Origin of the sequence: Antrihabitans stalactiti (assembly GCF_012932915.1) — a bacterium.
GTDB classification, from domain to species: Bacteria; Actinomycetota; Actinomycetes; order Mycobacteriales; family Mycobacteriaceae; genus Antrihabitans; species Antrihabitans stalactiti.
This window is the reverse complement of record NZ_VCQU01000005.1, coordinates 73,924-92,019: the sequence shown is the minus strand read 5'-3', so window position 1 is coordinate 92,019 and position 18,096 is coordinate 73,924. Positions and strand designations below refer to the sequence as shown.

Here is an 18,096-nt window from a genome sequence, read left to right as displayed (position 1 = left end):
CCGCCGAGCCTGCCACATCAAACCCGGCACTGTTCTCGCCAAATCCGGTCGGCTCCCTGCATGTTCGCGCATAGCGCGATAACGGAACTGATCGACTTCTCGTCTGTTGCGCGCCCACAGTGCGACGTGGTTGATGCCAGTCGCCTGCTCGGTGTGCGCCAACTTCTGCCCGCTACGGGCGGGCTGGATGCCAATGTAACTGTGCGCGTTAATGAACCGCGTCATGTAGTAGTCCGCGAACTCCACATGGCTAACGCCGCGCGAACGCATCATGGCCCCCTCAGGATCGATTACTACACAATGTAGTACTAGTCAGTCCAGGTCGTCCAGAATCCGCTTGACCTTCGTCTCCCAGGCGACCGCGCGTTCGAGATCACGCTCGGCCCGCTTGACCGATTCGGCGGTGGCTTTGGCTGCGCTGCGGGCAAATTGGCGCTCCTGCTCTGCCGACTCGAGTTCGGCACGGAGGTCCGCGATCCGCGCTTCGACGTCCTCGACCGCCGAGGTCGCGTCTTCCGCCTCGGACTTGGCCGCCTCGGCAGCACTCTCTGCCTCCCGAACCGCGGCCGTCGCCTCGGCCAGCTCCTCCCGGGCGGCCGCGGCCAGTGCACCTTGGTCGCGCTTCTTCGGCGCGGGCTCGGCTCGCTCCGGGGCCTTCCCGCCGACGACCGAGAGGCCTGCCGGACCGAAGCCACTGTAGGACGCGGCCGTCACGATCCGCCCCAGCCGGACCTGCTCGCCGATCTCCGGGTCGGCCATCGCCGCGTTGAGGGTCTGAGCGACTTCGGTGATCGCCGACTCCGGGACCTCCCGGCCGCGATCGGCTGCCAGTTCACCGGCGCGGCGCGCAAGCGCCCGGACCACTTGCTGTCGTTGCCGGGTCAGCCTGCGCAGGTCCTCGCCGGACAGGTGGCGTTGCGCGTCGCGCAACGCATCACCGAGTTTCAAGACCGATTCGACCTCGTCCGGCATCTCCCGCGCCAGCAGGTTGACCAGCCACCCGACGACTGTCGGTTTGCGGAGCTTTGCAATCTCCGCCGCGAGTGGCCGGTTGCCAGAGGTGCGCGCTTCGGTCACCCGAGCCTTGCGCACCTCGATGAACTCGCCCGGATCGACGCTATACAGTTCGTCTGCAATTTCGTCGAGGTCCACAGCCCAATCCTGTCAGCGCAGTTCGCGCAGCACCGCTCGTTCGAAAAGTTCGATTCCAGAGGTGTCGTAGGCAGCTTCCGGGAAGTAGCAGATCGCATAGCGAAGCCCCAGATCGCCCAACGCCGCGATGTTGTCGCGGACCCGCTCAGCAGTACCGACCCCGGCGGATTCCCTGATCTGATTCATCGCTCGCTCGGCAAGGTCGGCGGGCACGTGCTTGTGCAGGCGCTCGTCGATCCGGGCCAGGCGGTCGGCGACGTCGGATTCCGAGGACCCGACAACGACCGTGTAGTTCAACGACCGAACGATCGCGTCGAAATCGGTTCCGAGATCGGCGCAGTGCTGCTGCAGGACCTGGGACTTCCGGACGAACACATCGGGCTCGCCGCCGAAGTTCGTGTACTGCGCATATTGGGCAGCGATTTTCAGCGTGACCTTCTCGCCGCCGCCGGCGATCCAGATCGGAATCCCACCGTCCTGCAACGGAAGTGGTCGAACGATCGCGCCATCGACCTGGTAGTACTTGCCGTCCAGCGTCGCCGACCCGGTCGTCCAGGCCTGCCGAAAGATCTCGACGCCTTCCCTGAGCCGACCCAAACGCTCACTCGCAGGCGGGAATCCGTAGCCGTACGCGCGCCACTCGTGCTCGTACCAGCCTGCGCCGATCCCCATCTCGACGCGGCCACCGGAGATCACATCAACTGTCGCAGCGACTTTGGCGAGATAGGGCGGGTTGCGATAGCTCATCGCCGTACACATCTGACCGAGCCGCACACGGTGTGTCGATGCCGCAAGGGCCGACATGAGCGTCCAAGCCTCGTGCGTCGCTTCGTCGGTCGGCCCTGGGTCGGTGTGGAAGTGGTCGTACACCCACACCGATTCCCAGTCGTCACCCGCATCGGCGCGCTCGGCGAGACCACGCATCACCGACCACTGCCGCTCAGGCTCGATTCCTACGAGATCCAAACGCCAGCCCTGCGGAATGAACATTCCGAATCGCATGGCATTCAGCCTACTTTGGCGACCGATCGTTCGTCGCTGCCCTCGAACCGATTGGCCGGTGCCGCCAGGCCGTAATGTCCGCGCAGCGTCGTCGCGGTGTAGTTCGTCCGGAAAAGGCCGCGCCGCTGCAAAATCGGCACTACATGGGCGACGAAATCCTCGAGACCACCCGGCAGATACGGCGGCATGACGTTGAATCCGTCGGCAGCGCCCGCGGTGAACCACGACTCGAGTTCGTCGGCGATCTGGTCCGGCGTTCCCGCGAACGTGCGGTGCCCGCGACCGCCACCTAGGCGCCCGATCAACGACCGAACTGTCAGGTCTTCCTTCGCCGCCAGCTCCTTGACCAGGCGATATCGGCTCTTGTTGCCCTGAATCTCGGCTTCGGGCGGAAGCGGTGGCAGTGGCGCGTCCAGTGCATGCGCCGTCAGATCTATGCCGAGCATGTTCGACAGCTGACGCAAGGCATAGTCGGGCGAAATGAGGTCGGTGAACTCCTGCTCCAACGCCTGAGCCTCGGCTTCGGTCGATCCGATGAACGGGACGATTCCCGGGAGCACCTTGAGCTCGTCCGGCCTGCGACCGTACCGAGCGAGCCTGCCCTTGAGGTCGGTGTAGAACGCCTTGCCCTCATCGAGAGTCCGCTGCGCGGTGAACACGGCCTCGGCGTAGCGCGCTGCGAAGTCCTTCCCACTTTCCGACGAGCCGGCCTGCACCAGCAGGGGTCGTCCCTGCGACGAGCGTGGCGTGTTCAACGGTCCGCGGACGGTGAAGTGCTCGCCGCTGTGATCGATCCGGTGCACCTTCGTCGGGTCCGCGAAAACGCCCGTACCGGAATCCAATACGACGGCCTCATCCTCCCAGCTGTCCCACAGCGCCAGCGCCACCTCGAGGTACTCGGTTGCGCGTTCGTAGCGGCCGCTGTGCAACGGGATGCCGTCCAGACCGAAATTCGCGGCCTCGTCGGCGCCTGCGGAGGTGACGATGTTCCAACCCGCGCGACCCTTGCTGATGTGATCGAGCGAGGCGAACTTGCGGGCTGTGTTGTAGGGATCCGAATACGTCGTCGATGCCGTGGCGATGAGGCCGACATGCTCGGTGGCGACGGCCATGGCCGACAACAGCGTGACTGGTTCGAAAATCGACTGCGTGTTTCGCTCGACGCGCGGTCCGACTGCGAGCCCGTCGGCGAAGAACACCGAATCGAGTTTGCCTCGCTCGGCAATTCGGGCCAGCTCCTGAAAGTGACCGACGTCGAGGATGCGACGCGCATCGGTTCTCGGGTGACGCCACGCAGCTTCGTGGTGACCGACGCCCATGAGGAACGCATTGAGATGGAGTTGCTTCGATGACACGGAGGTCCTTAGTTGGTTGGGCGCCAGCGCGACAACCGGCGCTCGATGAGGACGAGGACGCCGTTGAAGGTGAGACCGAGCAGCGCGATCGCCACGATGCCTGCGTACATGTTCGGGATCTGAAAGCTCAGCTGCGACGCGGTGATGAGATAGCCGAGTCCAGCTCTCGCCCCTACCATTTCCGCGGCAATGAGCACCAAGATCGACGACGCCGCAGCCATGCGGATACCGGTGAAGATGGTCGGCACCGCCGACGGCAGGACCACCTTCTGGAACAGCCGAATGGGCGAAAGACCCAGCGATGCAGCCGACTTGATCAGCAGCGGGTCGACGGTCCGTACGCCTGAAATGGTGTTCAGCAGAATCGGGAAGGTGCTCGCGTAGACCACGAGTGCCACCTTCGATTCTTCGCCGATGCCGAGAATCAACACGAAGACCGGAAGCAAAGCCAACGCCGCCGTGTTGCGCGCCAACTCCAGAATCGGACCGAGGAATTCGGCGACAGGCCGATACCACGCGATGGCCAGACCGAGCGGGATCGCGACGACGATGGCGATCGAGAACCCGGTCAGCGAGCGGTCCAGGCTGGCAGAAACGTGGTTCCACATTTCGCCCGACTGCACGAGTTTGCCGAACGCGCGGGCTACCTCGGAGAACGGTGGCAGGAAGACTCGGTCCACCAATCCGAGGCGGGGTGCTGCCTCCCAGATCGCAAGGAACAGCCCGATTGCCAATGACGGCTTGACGATTCGCCACGCCACGCGAGCAAGCACGGTGGCGACGCCGCCGAACCTCGCGTAGACAGGCTCTATCGCAGCCGGACGGGCGAGGACGACGCTAGACATGAGCTGCCTCCAACTCCTGGTCCTGCGCTCGAGCAACCTCGGTGCGCAGCTGTGTCCAGATGAAGTGGCGATACTGACGGAAGCGCGCATCCGAGCGGGGATCCTCGATCTCGTCGACGTTGATATCGATGTCGACGATGGTCTTGATCCTGCCGGGCCGCGACGTGAGGATTGCGGCTCGCTGCCCGAGATACACCGCTTCGTCGATGCCGTGCGTGATGAACAGGATCGTCTTGCCGGTCGCGCGCCAGATTCGAAGTAGTTCGTCCTGCAACGACTCCCGCGTCTGCGCGTCGAGCGCCGCAAACGGCTCGTCCATCAACAGCACCTCGGGATCGAAGGCGAGGCTGCGCGCAATCGCAACTCGTTGCTTCATCCCACCGGACAGTTCGTGCGGATACCGATCACCGAACCCCTGCAACCCGACAAGTTCGAGGTACTCGTCGGCAAGCGCGCGACGTTCTTTGCGCCGCAAACCTTTCTCTTCGAGTCCGAATTCGATGTTCCGCCGTGCGGTGCGCCACGGCAGCAGCGCGTACTGCTGGAAGACGATGCCGCGGTCGAGACCTGGTCCACTGATCGGCTTGCCGTCCAACAGGATCCGGCCGGACGTCGGCTTGGTCAGTCCGCCGAGCAGGTCGAGCAGGGTCGACTTGCCGCAGCCACTCGGCCCGACGATGACGACGAACTCACCGTCGGCGACATCGAGCGAGATATTCTCCAGCGCAACGAAGTCCGCCTTGGACCCACGGATCGCGAACCGCTTGCTGACGTTCTCCACCCGCAACTTCGGTTCGGCACTCACTTCGCCGGCCCCAGCGCTTGGCCGTTCGAACCACTGTCGCTCGGATAGGTCCCGTTGGAGTACGGATTGAATTCGTTCGTGTAGAGGTCCGTCGACTTCAACGCACCCTGTGCGAGCTCACCGTTGCGGACCAGCCAGTCGATCCACAACTGAATTTCCTTGTCCGCGATCACTCCACCCGGTCCGGCGACGCTCGTCGACTTCCAGTACTTGGTGAGTTCGGTGTTCTCGTTACGACCGCGACCGTTGATGATCGATTTGAACTTCTCGATCACTTCGGCGCGTGGCGTGGTCTGCGCCCAGCGGAGCGCACGCGCGGTGCCCTGCACGAAGTCTGCGACGGCGTCTTTGTGCTTGTCGATGAAGTCGTTGCGGAATACGTAGCTGCCGTACGTGAATGCGCCGAACAGCGATTCGTCGGTGAACAGCGGCCGGATTCCGCCACGATCGACTGCCCTGTCGCGGAATACCTTCTGCAGCGCGCCCACATCGATCTGACCCGACCGGAGCGCCTGTTCGGTGTTGACCGGTGGCACGACGATCAGCTCGACCTGCTTGATCTCGTCGGCGGTGAGACCTTGCTGCGAAAGCCACTCACGAACCACGAACTCATGATGCGCACCAAGGGTATTCATGCCGACCTTCTTGCCGATGAGGTCGCGCGCGCTGCGAATCGGGCTGCCGTCCAACACGTAATAGCCCGTGTATGTCTCCGGGTCGGCGCCGTAATAGCCGGTGACCGCCTTGATCGGCGAATTCGCTGCCGCCAGTTTGACTATTGCGCCGTTGAACGCGCCGCCGTACTCGGTCTGCCCGGTCGCGGCGGACTGAATGTCCTGCGGTCCGCTGGTGGTATCACCCACCCACTTCAGCGAGACCTTCTGGAAGTAGCCGAGATTCTCTGCGAGTTCGGGGTAGGTGACCTCGCTGGCCCAGCCCTGGTAGCGCAGTACCGTCTTGCCGTCGGAGGTGGTTTCGGTGTCGGAAGAGCCGCACGCGGCGGCACCGGAGACCAGTGCAATGGCAGCCGAAGCTGCCGCCAGAATGCGCAGACCGCGCGGTGTTGGCCGCCCGTTTCGTCTATTGGACATCACAAATCCCCTGCTCGTTTGTCGGTGTGGCAAGACTTCCAAGCACCCCGACCAGGGTCAACAGTTCGAAACAGGGCGGATCTTAAGTTCGACCCAGCACTCTCGGTAAGCTCGACGACGTGGTTGCAACAGCGTTAGCGGATACCTTCGAGTCTCACCGAAGCCATCTACTGGCCGTCGGCTACCGGCTGACCGGCAGCGTTACCGACGCCGAGGACGCCGTGCAGGAAAGCTGGCTCCGGCTCGCAACAACCGATCAGGACAGCATCCGCGACCTACGCGGCTGGTTGACGACCGTCGTGGGCCGAATCTGTCTGGACCGCCTACGTTCGGCTGCCGTCCGCCGGGAAAGCTATATCGGACAATGGCTTCCGGAGCCGATCGTGCTGTCGGCAGGTCCTTCGCGTGAGCCGGACCCACTGGACTTCGTCGTCGCAGGCGAGGAGAACCGGCTTGCCGCCCTGGTCGTTCTCGATACGCTGACTCCGCAACAACGTGTGGCATTCGTTCTGCACGATGGCTTTTCGGTGCCGTTCGACGAGGTCGCCGAGATCCTCGACATCAGTGTCGCGTCCGCTCGCAAGCTCGCATCACGCGCTCGCAGCGCCGTGTCCGCTACGCCGCCACCGGTTCCCACCGACGAGCACGACAAGGCAGTGGCGGCATTCGTCGAGGCGATGGCTACGGGTGACATCGATGCGATCGTTGCGTCGCTGCTCTCGGACGCAAGGATCATCGGCGATGCCAACGGTACGACCACAACGGCGATCAACGTGATCACTGGCGCAACCAAGATCGCGCGCTTCTTCGTCGGCCTCACCCGCAAGTACGGGCCGGATCGATTCGAGGCCTTCTACCCCGTCACCGTCAACGGCGAACTCGGCCTCTACCAGCCCGCCGGACCCGATTACCCGGCCCGCGTCTTGGGCTTCACCGTCGTCGACGGCCGCGTTGCCGCGGCCTACGACATGGCCAACCCGGAGAAGCTCGTCGGCGTGCGGCTCTAGGCGTCCACCGCCCACGGAACCTTGCAGGCGTCACCGGTGTTGAAGCCCTGCTCGGTGATTCCGAGCGCCGAGTTCATGCGTGCCCGTTGGTTTTCGAGTGCGATCTGGAAGGTCAGCTCGACAAGTCCGTCGCGCCCGAATCGCTGTTCCAGGTCAGCGACCTGCTCGTCGGTGACCTCGGTCGGCGTCGACGTCATCGCGTCGGAGTAGGCAATCGCAGCGCGCTCGTCCTCGCTGAACAGCGGCGAGGTGGCGTAGTCGCCGATCTCCTTCAACTTGTCGATGTCGAGCCCGTCGAGGCGCATGAGCATTGCACCGAAGTCGACACACCACGAACAACCGACGGTCCACGCAGTGCGATACACGGCGAGCTCCCGAATATTCGCGGGTAGGACGGTCGACGCCTTCTGCGCTGCGGTCTCGGCGACGGCAATCGCGAAGAACAGCTTCTTGTGATTGGCGGCGACCGCGAACGGCTCCGGAACCTCACCGAATTGCTTGCTCGCGTATTTGTACGCGAGCTTGACCATCGGGCTGGCTTCTTGCGGGCTGACGGCGGCGATGCGGGCCATGTCGATCTCCTAGGTTGATCGGCCGCCCTGTTGCGGCCTTCGAAGACTGGACGAGACAGCCTCGAAAAACGTGACATCGATTAGCCTGCGGGTATGGCAGACAGTTCGCGGCGTCGCACAGTCCAGCGATTGCGACCGTTCGAATCGACGATTTTCGCCGAGATGACCGAACTCGCGATTGCCCACAACGCCGTCAATCTCGGTCAAGGATTTCCAGACTCGGACGGTCCGGCGTCGATGCTCGCGGCTGCACAGCAGGCCATTGCGGACGGGTTCAACCAGTACCCACCCGGGCGAGGGATGCCGGTGCTCCGCAACGCCATCGCCGCGGACCGAGCAAGGCGCTACGGCACCGAGTACGACCCGGACACACAGGTCCTGGTCACCGTCGGCGCGAGTGAAGCGATCAGCGCAGCTGTCCTCGGGCTAGTGGAGCCTGGTGAAGAGATCATCCTGATCGAGCCGTATTTCGACCTTTACGCCGCTGCCGTCGCGCTTGCGGGCGCGGTTCGGCGAACAGCAACGTTGGTCCCGGACGGGGACGGCTTCGCCTTGGACGTCGACAGCCTGCGTCGTGCGATCACGGCGAAGACGGCGATGCTGATCATCAACTCCCCGCACAATCCGACGGGGTCGCTACTGAGTCGCGAGGAACTCACGGCCGTAGCGGACCTTGCTATCGAGCACGACCTGATCGTCCTGACGGACGAGGTCTACGAACACCTCACCTTCGACGGGCGTGAGCACATCTCGATCTCGACACTGCCGGGCATGTACGAGCGCACCGTCGTGGTGTCCAGCGCCAGCAAGACGTTCAGCGTCACCGGTTGGAAGACCGGGTGGGCATGCGCACCTGCACCACTCATCGATGGGATCCGAGCCGCAAAGCAGTGGATGACCTTCGTCGCAGGCGGACCGTTCCAGCCCGCAGTGGCACACGCGATCGAACACGAACAGGCGTGGATCGCAGGGCTGCGGGACGACCTGCAGAAGCGGAACGCGCTGCTGTCCACTGCGTTGTCCGAGATCGGGTTCGACGTCCGGCGTAGTGAAGGAACGTATTACGTCTGCGCCGATATCGCGCCGCTCTATGACGGCGATGCGATGTCGTTCTGCCGCGCGATCCCTGAGCGGCTCGGCGTTGCCGCGGTACCGGTCAGCGTGTTCACCGACCATCCGGCCGACTGGGATCGCCTGGTGCGCTTCACTTTTTGCAAGCGCGACGAAACACTGCACGCCGCGATCGATCGACTGAGGAGGATTCATGAAGCAGCAGCTGAATTTCCTGACTTTCGCCACGGCTGATCTCGACGCCGCACGACGCTTCTACCGCGACGGCCTCGGCTGGACGCCGCTGATGGACGTCGAAGGTGAAATCTTGTTCTTCCAGGTGGCACCCGGCCTGCTGCTCGGATTGTTCGACGCCGACAAGTTCAACGAGGACCTCGCCACCGGCACCGACCACTCGCAGATCTCGGGGGTCACCCTGTCCCACAACGTCGACAGCCGCGCCGAGGTCGAAGAATTGGTCCGTGCCGTCACCGCCGCGGGCGGCGCCGTGGTCAAGAGTCCGCGCGAAAGTGCATTCGGCGGCATCTTCCACGCGCACCTGCAAGATCCCAACGGCATCATCTGGGAGATCGCCCACAACCCTGGCTGGCATGTCGACGACGACGGGACCGTCAGCCTGTGACGTGGTTTCAGATCGCCCCCGCGAACGGCACAACGGGTCTGCAGAGCGGTTCGACCGCATGCGCGGGATCGAGCGCATTCAGCACGTACTGCGTGGCGATCGGATCGTAGGGCAGCTGGAAATGATCGGTGTTGTCGAGCGAGCATCGTTCTTGTACAACGATGTTGGTGACATTCGGTCCGTCTAGATAGCCCGTTGTGTACGGCGTCGCGATTTCCTCGTTGCGCGTCATGATGTTGGTGAACGAGATTCCCGGTGCCACGGCAGCGTTCGCGTTGAGCGTCGCGATGAACGGCGACCCGACCAGGGCTTGATCGCAGACGCCACATTGTTGCAGTACCGCAGGACCGATGACGGGCAATCCCATGAGCGCCAACAACGTTGGTGCTGCGCCGAGTTGCGTCGTTCCGCGATACCAGGGTGCAAGTCCGACATGATGCCGGACCTTCGCCGCTCCGCCGAGGTAGTTGTAGTAGTAGAACGGCAGGGTCGCACCGATCGAGTGACCGACAAGATCGACTTGGTCCGCGCCGGTAGCAGCGCGGACTTGGTCGACGAATTGCCCGACCTCGGCCGCGCTGCGTTCGATCGGCGCCATCGCACCGACCTGATCGCTGGCCGTCACCCCATAGGTCAGCGCGAAGACGCAGAATCCACTGTTCGCCAACAACGGCGACAGCGTCTGCCACGCACTGGTCATCGTTCCGAGGAATCCGTGCAGTAGCACAACGGGATTCGGGTGGTCGGCGGTCGGTTTGCAGGACCAGTCGTTGGATCCGGGCGGTGCGGCACCGGGATTTGTCAGCGACGCGTTGACACCAGCAAGGTAGCTGTACGGCACTGGCAGTGGCTCGTCTGCCGCACTTGGACCGACTCCGGACGCCAGCGTCAATCCCACCGCGGCGAGCAGAATTGCGATACGCCTGATCATGATCGCCCTTCCGCGAGCGAGGAGAGTCGGCAGCTGCGATTGGACGTCCATGAGGTGAAAGTACCGTTGACCGACCAGTCGGTCAACCGTCGCCATCGTATGCTTGACACGAATCGAGGAGACATAGATGGCGCGACCAGCAGAGCCGGGACGGAACAACCTGCTCAACGCCGGCATGTCCGTCGTCGACGAGCACGGTTTGCGTGGCCTCTCGGTGAACGCGGTGGTAAGCGAAGCCGACATGTCGAAAGGCGGCTTCTACCAACACTTCCCCGACCGACGTAGCTATGTCGTCGCGCTGCACCGCCGGTACCACGACGAGCTGGCAGCCCTCGTCGTCGCCGCTGTCGGCGATCGAGAGCCTGGGCTCGACCGGCTCCGGACAGGCCTGTTCGCCTTCCTCGATGCGACGTTGAAGACCAGAGGAACGAAAGCCTTCATCGTCCAAGCCCGGACCGAGGCAGACCTGCTCGACGAGGTCCAGCAACGCAATGCGATGTTCTCAGAACTCATATCAGCAGACCTCGAGGTGCTGGGCTGGCCTGACGTCCGCGCGGTTGCGCACCTAGTCATCGCGATGGGTGCCGACATCAGCCTCCAAGAGCTGTACGCGGGTGGCCCCCGCCCGGACCTCCGACAAGCCCTGCTGGACTTGGTAACTCGCTAGATCAGGCGACGCAGAACTCGTTGCCCTCCGGGTCGGCGAGAGTGATCCACTCGCTCGGCCCCTGCCTGCCGCGATGCAGGAACGTTGCGCCCGCAGCGATGAGGCGCTCGGCGACTGCCTCTCGTTCGTCGCCGGTCCGGATGTCCAAATGCAGCCGATTCTTGACCGCCTTCGATTCGGGAACCAGCTGGAAGAGCACCCGAGGCCGACCCGGGTGCTCAGGATCGCGGATTGCCTGACCTTCCCGCCAGACGAGCACGCCCTCCCACACCGTCGTGTCCGATTCCTTCGCGTGGCCAGCGTCGACCATCTTGCGAATGAATGCCTCGTCGCTGGGCTCGAACTGCCACCCGAGCGCCTCTGCCCACCACTTCGCCTGCGCGTGCGGATCGGCCGAATCGACGACAACCTGAAACTCGAAATTGCTCATGGCAAGACCGTACGAGTCGGCACCGACATCTAGGCAGACACCGGCCTGGCGTGGTCGGTGGCCAGCTTCACGGCCAAGGCTCCGAGGACGGTCCCCATCGCGAATCGCTGCGTCCGCAGCCACAAGGGGCGCTGTGCAAGGAACGTCGAGATGCCGCCCGCACCGATCACGATGACGCTGTTGACCGATAGCGCGACGCCGATCTGGACCGCACCGAGCAACAGACTCTGCAGCCAGATGTGACCAGCGTCGACATCGATGAACTGTGGAATCAACGCCAGGTACATGATGGCGATCTTCGGGTTCAGCAGGTTCGTCACTAGGCCCATCGCAAACAGCCGTCGGTTCGAATCGGCAGGCAAGGCGACCGGCGCGAAGACCGACACGGCTCCGGGACGAAGGGCCTGCCAGGCGAGCCAGAGCAGATATGCAGCGCCCATGAGCTTCACTGCGAGGTACAGCTCCGGCACCGCAACGAACACGGCGGTGACGCCGGCCGCGGCGGCGATCACGTAGACCACGAACCCCACGGCCACTCCGCCGAGCGACACCAACCCCGCCCGTCGTCCCTGCGTCACGCTTCGGGAGACGATGTACATCATGTTCGGCCCGGGCGTGAGGACCATTCCGAGGGCGACGGCCGCCACCCCGAAAAATGCGGTGCTACTGATCATGGTTCGAGGTTCCCACGATGTGGCCTTACCGTCGCGGGCCAGTTGAACACGACTGGTTATATGGTTGCGACCGGCCGAACGCCGATCTAGCATCGAACACATGTTCGTAGCTCATCAAGCGTCGCTGTTCGACGTCGATGTGTCAGGTCTGCACATGGGCGATCTACCTTCCGAGCTGCAGCGCAATCACCTCGCCGATGGCGCGTGGGTCGATTTCGCTCCGGGTTGGGTCCGCGGGTCCGACGAACTGTTCAACGACCTGGTCGAGACCGTGCCGTGGCGCGCCGATCGCCGCCCGATGTACGACCGGGTGGTGGATGTCCCTCGGCTGCAATGCTTTTACGACGAGAACGACGCGCTGCCGAGTCCGCTGCTCGACCACGCCCGCACCGCCCTCGGTGACCACTACGCCGACGAACTCGGCGAGCCGTTCACCACTGCGGGCCTCTGCTACTACCGCGACGGTTCGGACAGCGTCGCGTGGCATGGCGACACAATCGGGCGCAGCCGCACCGAGGACACAATGGTCGCCATCGTGTCGCTCGGCGAAGCGCGGTCGCTGTTGCTGCGGCCGCGCGGCGGCGGGGAGTCCATTCGTTACCAGGTCGGGCATGGCGATCTCCTGGTCATGGGCGGTAGCTGCCAACGCACCTGGGAGCACGCGGTACCGAAAACCGCGCGCCCCGTCGGTCCACGGATCAGCGTGCAGTTCCGCCCGCACAACGTGCGCTGACCGCATCGGCCAACGTGTCGAGTTGTCGCGCTGTCGTCGCCCAGTCCAGGCACGCGTCGGTGATCGACTGGCCGTACACCAGATCGCTCGCCCGACCGAGAGTCAGGTCCTGTCGGCCCGCCTCCAGGAAGCTCTCCAACATCATGCCGACGATCCCCCGCTCGCCCGCAGCGATTCGCGCCGCGACGCTCTCGACCACGTCCACCTGCTTGTTGTGGTCCTTGTTGCTGTTGCCATGGCTGGCGTCGACGACGACACGCTCTGGTAGGCCAGCCTTGCGCAGCCGCGCCATCGTGTCGGCAACGGACGCGCTGTCGTAGTTCGTCCCGCCGCTGCCGCCACGCAGAATCACGTGACAGTCGGGATTGCCTGCGGTACGAATCAGCGCTGCGCGACCTTCGAGGTCGGTACCAGGGAATACGTGGCTTGCACCGGCTGCACGAACCCCGTCGACCGCAACCTGGACGTCGCCGTCGGTGCCGTTCTTGATCCCCACCGGCATCGACAGCGCGCTGCTCAACTGCCGATGCACCTGGCTCGCCGCCGTGCGGGCGCCGATCGCGCCGTAGCTGACCAGGTCCGCGATGTGCTGGGGGGTGATCGGATCCAGGAACTCGCACGCGACGGGCAATCCCAGCGACGAGATGTCGCACAGCAGTTGGCGGCCGATGCCGAGTCCGGTGTTCACGTCGAACGTTCCGTCCAGGTGGGGGTCGTTGATCAGACCCTTCCACCCCAGCGTCGTACGTGGCTTTTCGAAGTACACACGCATTACGACGAGCAGCCGATCGTCGAGGTCAGCGGCCTTCGCCGCGAGAAGCCGCGCGTAGTCGAGTGCTGCGACGGGGTCGTGCACCGAGCACGGACCCACGATCACGAGCAGCCGGTCGTCGGCGCCATCGAGGACGTCGACGGTCGCGCGGCGGCCGTTTCGGACGGTTGCTGCCGCGAGCGCATCGACGCCATGGCGCCGCCGCAGTTCGGCGGGAGCAATCAGGGGACTCACACTGAGGGTGCGTCGATTGTCGAGGTCGCTGGTCGAATCCAGTGCCACAGTCATCTTCGGGTTCCTGTTCTCAGGCCGGCCCGATGAGATGTTCGCTACCCAGCGAGCCGGTCTGTAATCCGGCTCGGGGTGAAAAGGTCAGCGCAGCGTATGTGACGACGCGGCTACGCGGACCGACCCACCTAGGGCCGGCTCGCTAAACCAATATGCACGCTGCATACCGAAGACCGTACCAGCTAGAACGCGAACTTCACTCCAGTGAGTTTCTCGGAGAGGTCCCACAGCTTCGCGGCGACCTCTTCGTCCTTGGACTTCTTCGTCGAACCGACGACCGTCGGGTACCCACGCTGGCCTTGGAAACCGTCCGGACCGATGTAGCGACCGGCCGGCGCGTCCGGCGCAGTGGCGGCGTACAACTCCGGCAGCGCACCCATCTCAGCCGACTGCGCGAGGACGCGGTTACCGATCGCCAGCAGCCGATCCTGGAAGGTCTCGGTTTTGCCTTGCAAGCCGGTCGCCGCGTAACCCGGATGGGCGGCGAGCGATTTCAGCGGCGACCCCGCCGCCGTGAGCCGACGTTGCAATTCGTAAGCGAACATCAGGTTCGCGAGCTTCGACTGGTTGTAGGCGGTCCAGCGCTCGTACTTGCGCCTTTCGAAATTCGGATCGTCGAGATCGATCGACCCGAACTGGTGCATCCCACTCGACAACGTGACGACTCGGTCGGTCAACTTGCCGAGCAGCAGACCGGTGAGCGCGAAGTGCCCCAAATGGTTTGTGCCGAACTGCATCTCGAAGCCGTCGACGGTCTTCGCCTGCGGGATCGCCATGACGCCCGCGTTGTTGATCAAGACGTCCACGCTGTCGACCGAGGCCGCGAACTTGCGGACCGACGACAGGTCGGACAGATCGAGGTGGGCGACAACGGCGCGCGTCCCGATCGAGCGCGCAACCGTATCGGCTTTGTCGGTGTTGCGGCAGGCGAGCACGACGGTGGCTCCCGCACCGACGAGTGCGCGCGCCGCGACCTCACCGAGACCGCTGTTCGCGCCCGTGACGATGAACGTGCGGCCTTCCTGATCAGCGATGTTCTTTTCGGTCCACTTCGACTCGATTGTTGTCACGTTCGAATTCTAGCGGCGTCACTCACCGATTCATTGCGCTTGTTAATGTCAGCTATTGGGAGCGAGGAGTCCGAGGGTGAAGCAGCGCATTTCGGTATTCGTAGCAGCGATCGCACTACTGCTCGCAGGGTGTGAGGCCATCACGGGTAGCGACGATACTGCGCGTCAGGTGAACGTCGGCCATTCGCTGGGCACGGCGACGATTTACGGAATCCCTCAGCGAATCGTCGCGATGGGAACGCAATGGCTCGATGCCGCACAGGTTTTGCAGATCCAGCCGGTGGGTTATGTGGACGACGTCGCGATTGCGACCGGTCACCCCGCACCATGGGAACCTGCGCTGCCGAACTCCAAGCCCATCGACATCAATGGCGACATAGTCGCGCAAGTCCGCGATCTGCACCCTGATCTGATTCTCACTCCATCGTTCGGGGGAAACAAAGACCTGTACGACCGGCTGCACGACATCGCCCCCACACTGGCGAATCTTCGCAACAGTCAATTGGATTCGTGGGAGTCCGAGGTCGATGGTCTCGGCAAGATTCTCGACAAACAGGGCCAGGCGCAAAGCCAGATCGCCAATCTCAACGGTCGGATCCAGGCGGCGGCGGACCGCAATCCAGGCTTGAAAGACAAGACATTCGTGGCCGCGGCAATCGACACGCCGACGGAACTGGCGATGATCACCGACGCCAACAGTGGCACCACCGAGCTGTTCACCCGGCTCGGGCTGAAGATCCCCGAGAACTTGATTCAAGAGGGCGGCCCAACGGGTCGGATCCCGTTGCCGCTGGACAAATTGCCCGACTTCTCGACCGACCTGCTTGTCGTTTTCGGAACACCCGAATTGCAGAACGTCCTCACCGCGTTGCCCGCATATGCGAATCTGCCGTCCGTCCAGCGCGGCAGCATCCTGTTCCCAGACAACAACGTCCGACTCGGGCTCGACCTACTCTCCCCTGGATCGATTCCGTACGTGCTCGACCGGCTGCAATCAACGCTGGCGAACGCGGCCAAGTAGCCCAGCCAACACTCCGATCGCGGCCACTTGGACAGCGATCACTGTCGCGATCAGAATCGGAACAGACACCTCGTACAGCCAGCCGGTCAGGGCACCGCCGACCGCGGTACCGACGCCGATCGCGCCCGCATACAACCCGTACGCCGTCGCCCGGCGTTGCGGTGCAACAAGATCGGCCACGACCGCGCGCAGCGTCGATTCCTGCACGCCGACCGCGCAACCCCAAATCAGCACGCCTGCAGCGACCATCGCGATGTTGTGGGAGAACGCGAGCAGCGGGACCAGTGCCGACAACACCGGAAGCACGACGAGCACTCGGGCACCGGTCCGGTCGTAGCCGAAGCCGAGCGCCAGCGCCGCGACTGCATCTGCCGCCATCGCAGCGATATACAACACGGGGACCATCGGTGCCGAGACGACGTCAGCGACGACCAGATGGAACGAGATGAGACCGAAGGTCGCGAACCCGAGCATCGTCATCGCGGTGAAGATCGAATAGATCCAGAATTCGCGGGGCAACCGATCGCCTACGCCGCTGACCGTGGGCCGTTCTTTCGGCGCGAGGGTGGGTTCGTAGATCGACGGGTCCGGCACGCGCCCCCGCAGCCAGACCAGCATCGCGACGACGGCAACACCCGGTAGCGCAAGCACGCCCAGCGTCGGACCGTAATCACCGCCGGTGACGGCGAGCATCACCGCGACGACGAGCGGGCCGGTCACGGCGCCGATCTGATCCATAGCCTCGTGGACGCCGAACCCACGACCTCGGCCGGCGACCGCCGACGCGTACGAAAGCAACGTGTCTTTCGCCGGACTGCGGACTGCTTTGCCGACCCGTTCGGCGATCACCAACGCCGATGCGACCCACAACGTACCTGCGATGCCGAGCACCGGAACAGTGATGACGGTGAGCGCGTAGCCGGCGATCGTCCACGCCCAGAAGGCGCGCGTGCGGTCGGTGAGCGGACCGGAGACCAGTCGCAGCAACAGCGCAGACGCCTCGCCGATTCCGGTCACGACGCCGACCACCAACCCCGTCGCACCCAACGATGCGAGCAGGGGTCCGGTGATCGACCGGGCGCCTTCGTAGACGAGATCGGCCAGCAAGCTGACGGTGCCGAATCCGACGATGAACCGCCACGGCGTCAGCGGAATTGCTTTCACGCGTCAGCGGTGGCCAAAGCGGCTGCCCGCTCCACGGTCAGGAGGCTCTCGGCGCTGTGTTCGGCGTGGTAAGCCTCGCCACCGCCGCGGACACCGAACAGTCGCTTACTCCAGATCAACCAGACGACCGCCGCTATGTTCACCAGGAGCGCACCGATCCGCAGCGCGGTGATCTTCTCCGACAGTTCATAGATCTCCAGCGGCAGGAAGATGCTGGTCGCGATGACGGCAAAATACTCACCCCAGCGCTTCACCATCCACAACCCGACAGCCTCGATGATCTGCAGCGCTGCGTAGGCGCAGATAGCGAGGCCGATCCACAGCAGCGCCGTGTCGGAGAGGTCCAAAGCCTTTTCGAAGAGGTGGATGATCTTCGAGTCGTCGATGTTCCAGCCGATCTGGTCGGCCAGTTGCCGCAGCAGGGGCAAATCGGCGTCGTACGCGGTCTTGAAATCAGTTCGTCCTGCCCGAAACTTGAACACGCCGTACGCCACTCCGAGTAGCACGAGCGCACGAAGGAAACGCTCGATCGCGAGCGCCCGCATCAACCAACGGTCGCGCAGCAGTCTGCCGTGCGGCACTTCGGGCGCTTCGTCGGCCGGGCCGCTGCCCGCAGGTTCACCGGGAACGAAGGTTCCGCACCGAAGGCAACGCCAGGCATCGCCCACCGGGGTATCGACGTGTAACCGCGCGCGAAGCGGTACTTCGTCTGGGTTGTATGTTTCGTGACCCCGCCATGCACACGACCGCAGTGCCCAGTCCATCGTCGAAGCTTAGTCATGCCAGACGCGGCCTAACGTCGGAAGTTGCAAAGGTACGACGGG

The 18,096-nt window shown here is 63.9% G+C and carries 20 protein-coding genes; 6 read left to right on the top strand and 14 right to left on the bottom strand.

The features are described 5' to 3' along the window. Window positions 1-312: 312 nt before the first annotated feature. From FGL95_RS15550 to FGL95_RS15525, 6 genes are read right to left on the bottom strand one after another with little or no spacing between them, the layout of a single operon-like run. The gene (locus tag FGL95_RS15550; RefSeq protein ID WP_169588388.1) at window positions 313-1,152 is read right to left on the bottom strand and encodes a hypothetical protein; all 840 of its coding nucleotides are present in this window, start codon (window positions 1,150-1,152) and stop codon (window positions 313-315) included. Between the two features lie 12 nt (window positions 1,153-1,164). Continuing rightward, a complete protein-coding gene (locus FGL95_RS15545) occupies window positions 1,165-2,154 on the bottom strand; it encodes an LLM class F420-dependent oxidoreductase (protein ID WP_169588386.1) in 990 nt (329 codons plus the stop codon). 5 nt (window positions 2,155-2,159) lie between these two features. Continuing rightward, entirely contained in the window at window positions 2,160-3,509 is a 1,350-nt protein-coding gene (locus FGL95_RS15540; RefSeq protein WP_338079872.1) for an LLM class flavin-dependent oxidoreductase, read from the bottom strand. A gap of 8 nt (window positions 3,510-3,517) precedes the next feature. Continuing rightward, entirely contained in the window at window positions 3,518-4,354 is an 837-nt protein-coding gene (locus tag FGL95_RS15535) for an ABC transporter permease (RefSeq protein ID WP_169588384.1), read from the bottom strand. Continuing rightward, entirely contained in the window at window positions 4,347-5,159 is an 813-nt protein-coding gene (locus FGL95_RS15530; protein WP_169588382.1) for an ATP-binding cassette domain-containing protein, read from the bottom strand. The genes FGL95_RS15535 and FGL95_RS15530 overlap by 8 nt, the downstream gene beginning before the upstream one ends. After that, a complete protein-coding gene (locus tag FGL95_RS15525; RefSeq protein WP_169588380.1) occupies window positions 5,156-6,250 on the bottom strand; it encodes an ABC transporter substrate-binding protein in 1,095 nt (364 codons plus the stop codon). Before FGL95_RS15525 ends, FGL95_RS15530 begins: the two co-directional genes overlap by 4 nt. A 119-nt stretch (window positions 6,251-6,369) precedes the next feature. Between FGL95_RS15525 and FGL95_RS15520 the strand changes: the two genes are divergently transcribed. Beyond that, the gene (locus FGL95_RS15520) at window positions 6,370-7,257 is read left to right on the top strand and encodes an RNA polymerase sigma factor SigJ (protein WP_169588378.1); all 888 of its coding nucleotides are present in this window, start codon (window positions 6,370-6,372) and stop codon (window positions 7,255-7,257) included. On the opposite strand, the gene FGL95_RS15515 is transcribed toward FGL95_RS15520, so the two are convergent. Next, window positions 7,254-7,829, bottom strand: a complete 576-nt coding sequence (locus FGL95_RS15515; protein WP_169588376.1) for a carboxymuconolactone decarboxylase family protein — start codon at window positions 7,827-7,829, stop codon at window positions 7,254-7,256. The genes FGL95_RS15520 and FGL95_RS15515 overlap by 4 nt on opposite strands. 93 nt (window positions 7,830-7,922) lie before the next feature. Here FGL95_RS15515 and FGL95_RS15510 point away from each other — a divergent pair, with 93 nt between their 5' ends. Together FGL95_RS15510 and FGL95_RS15505 are read left to right on the top strand one after the other, a co-directional pair. Further along, on the top strand, window positions 7,923-9,134 hold the full coding sequence (locus FGL95_RS15510; protein ID WP_169588374.1) for a pyridoxal phosphate-dependent aminotransferase: 1,212 nt from the start codon (window positions 7,923-7,925) through the stop codon (window positions 9,132-9,134). Further along, window positions 9,094-9,522 carry a VOC family protein gene (locus FGL95_RS15505; protein WP_169588372.1) on the top strand — a complete coding sequence of 143 codons (429 nt, stop codon included), beginning with the start codon at window positions 9,094-9,096 and terminating at the stop codon, window positions 9,520-9,522. Before FGL95_RS15510 ends, FGL95_RS15505 begins: the two co-directional genes overlap by 41 nt. 7 nt (window positions 9,523-9,529) lie before the next feature. Here the strand turns inward: FGL95_RS15505 and FGL95_RS15500 are convergent, their stop codons facing one another. Continuing rightward, complete coding sequence (locus FGL95_RS15500) at window positions 9,530-10,504, bottom strand: lipase family alpha/beta hydrolase (RefSeq protein WP_240963055.1); 975 nt, start codon at window positions 10,502-10,504, stop codon at window positions 9,530-9,532. 76 nt (window positions 10,505-10,580) lie between these two features. Between FGL95_RS15500 and FGL95_RS15495 the strand changes: the two genes are divergently transcribed. After that, window positions 10,581-11,120 carry a TetR/AcrR family transcriptional regulator gene (locus tag FGL95_RS15495; protein WP_169588370.1) on the top strand — a complete coding sequence of 180 codons (540 nt, stop codon included), beginning with the start codon at window positions 10,581-10,583 and terminating at the stop codon, window positions 11,118-11,120. Between the two features lies 1 nt (window position 11,121). Here the strand turns inward: FGL95_RS15495 and FGL95_RS15490 are convergent, their stop codons facing one another. Next, window positions 11,122-11,550, bottom strand: coding sequence for a VOC family protein (locus FGL95_RS15490; protein ID WP_169588368.1), 429 nt, complete (start codon window positions 11,548-11,550; stop codon window positions 11,122-11,124). Window positions 11,551-11,579: 29 nt separating this feature from the next. After that, window positions 11,580-12,224 (bottom strand): LysE family translocator, encoded by a 645-nt coding sequence (locus FGL95_RS15485; protein WP_169588366.1) that lies wholly within the window; start codon window positions 12,222-12,224, stop codon window positions 11,580-11,582. A gap of 100 nt (window positions 12,225-12,324) precedes the next feature. On the opposite strand from FGL95_RS15485, the gene FGL95_RS15480 reads away from it, so the two are divergent. Then, on the top strand, window positions 12,325-12,957 hold the full coding sequence (locus FGL95_RS15480; protein WP_169588364.1) for an alpha-ketoglutarate-dependent dioxygenase AlkB: 633 nt from the start codon (window positions 12,325-12,327) through the stop codon (window positions 12,955-12,957). On the opposite strand, the gene FGL95_RS15475 is transcribed toward FGL95_RS15480, so the two are convergent. Together FGL95_RS15475 and FGL95_RS15470 are read right to left on the bottom strand one after the other, a co-directional pair. Then, window positions 12,923-14,017 carry a 3-deoxy-7-phosphoheptulonate synthase gene (locus FGL95_RS15475; protein ID WP_169588362.1) on the bottom strand — a complete coding sequence of 365 codons (1,095 nt, stop codon included), beginning with the start codon at window positions 14,015-14,017 and terminating at the stop codon, window positions 12,923-12,925. The genes FGL95_RS15480 and FGL95_RS15475 overlap by 35 nt on opposite strands. Before the next feature lie 182 nt (window positions 14,018-14,199). Continuing rightward, on the bottom strand, window positions 14,200-15,087 hold the full coding sequence (locus tag FGL95_RS15470) for an oxidoreductase (protein WP_338079871.1): 888 nt from the start codon (window positions 15,085-15,087) through the stop codon (window positions 14,200-14,202). A gap of 76 nt (window positions 15,088-15,163) precedes the next feature. Between FGL95_RS15470 and FGL95_RS15465 the strand changes: the two genes are divergently transcribed. Then, window positions 15,164-16,108, top strand: coding sequence for an ABC transporter substrate-binding protein (locus FGL95_RS15465; RefSeq protein WP_169588360.1), 945 nt, complete (start codon window positions 15,164-15,166; stop codon window positions 16,106-16,108). On the opposite strand, the gene FGL95_RS15460 is transcribed toward FGL95_RS15465, so the two are convergent. Further along, entirely contained in the window at window positions 16,082-17,272 is a 1,191-nt protein-coding gene (locus tag FGL95_RS15460) for an MFS transporter (protein ID WP_420838052.1), read from the bottom strand. The two genes, FGL95_RS15465 and FGL95_RS15460, sit on opposite strands and share 27 nt — an antisense overlap. Then, window positions 17,269-18,036 carry a DUF2127 domain-containing protein gene (locus tag FGL95_RS15455; RefSeq protein WP_169588358.1) on the bottom strand — a complete coding sequence of 256 codons (768 nt, stop codon included), beginning with the start codon at window positions 18,034-18,036 and terminating at the stop codon, window positions 17,269-17,271. The genes FGL95_RS15460 and FGL95_RS15455 overlap by 4 nt, the downstream gene beginning before the upstream one ends. Between the last annotated feature and the right edge of the window lie 60 nt (window positions 18,037-18,096).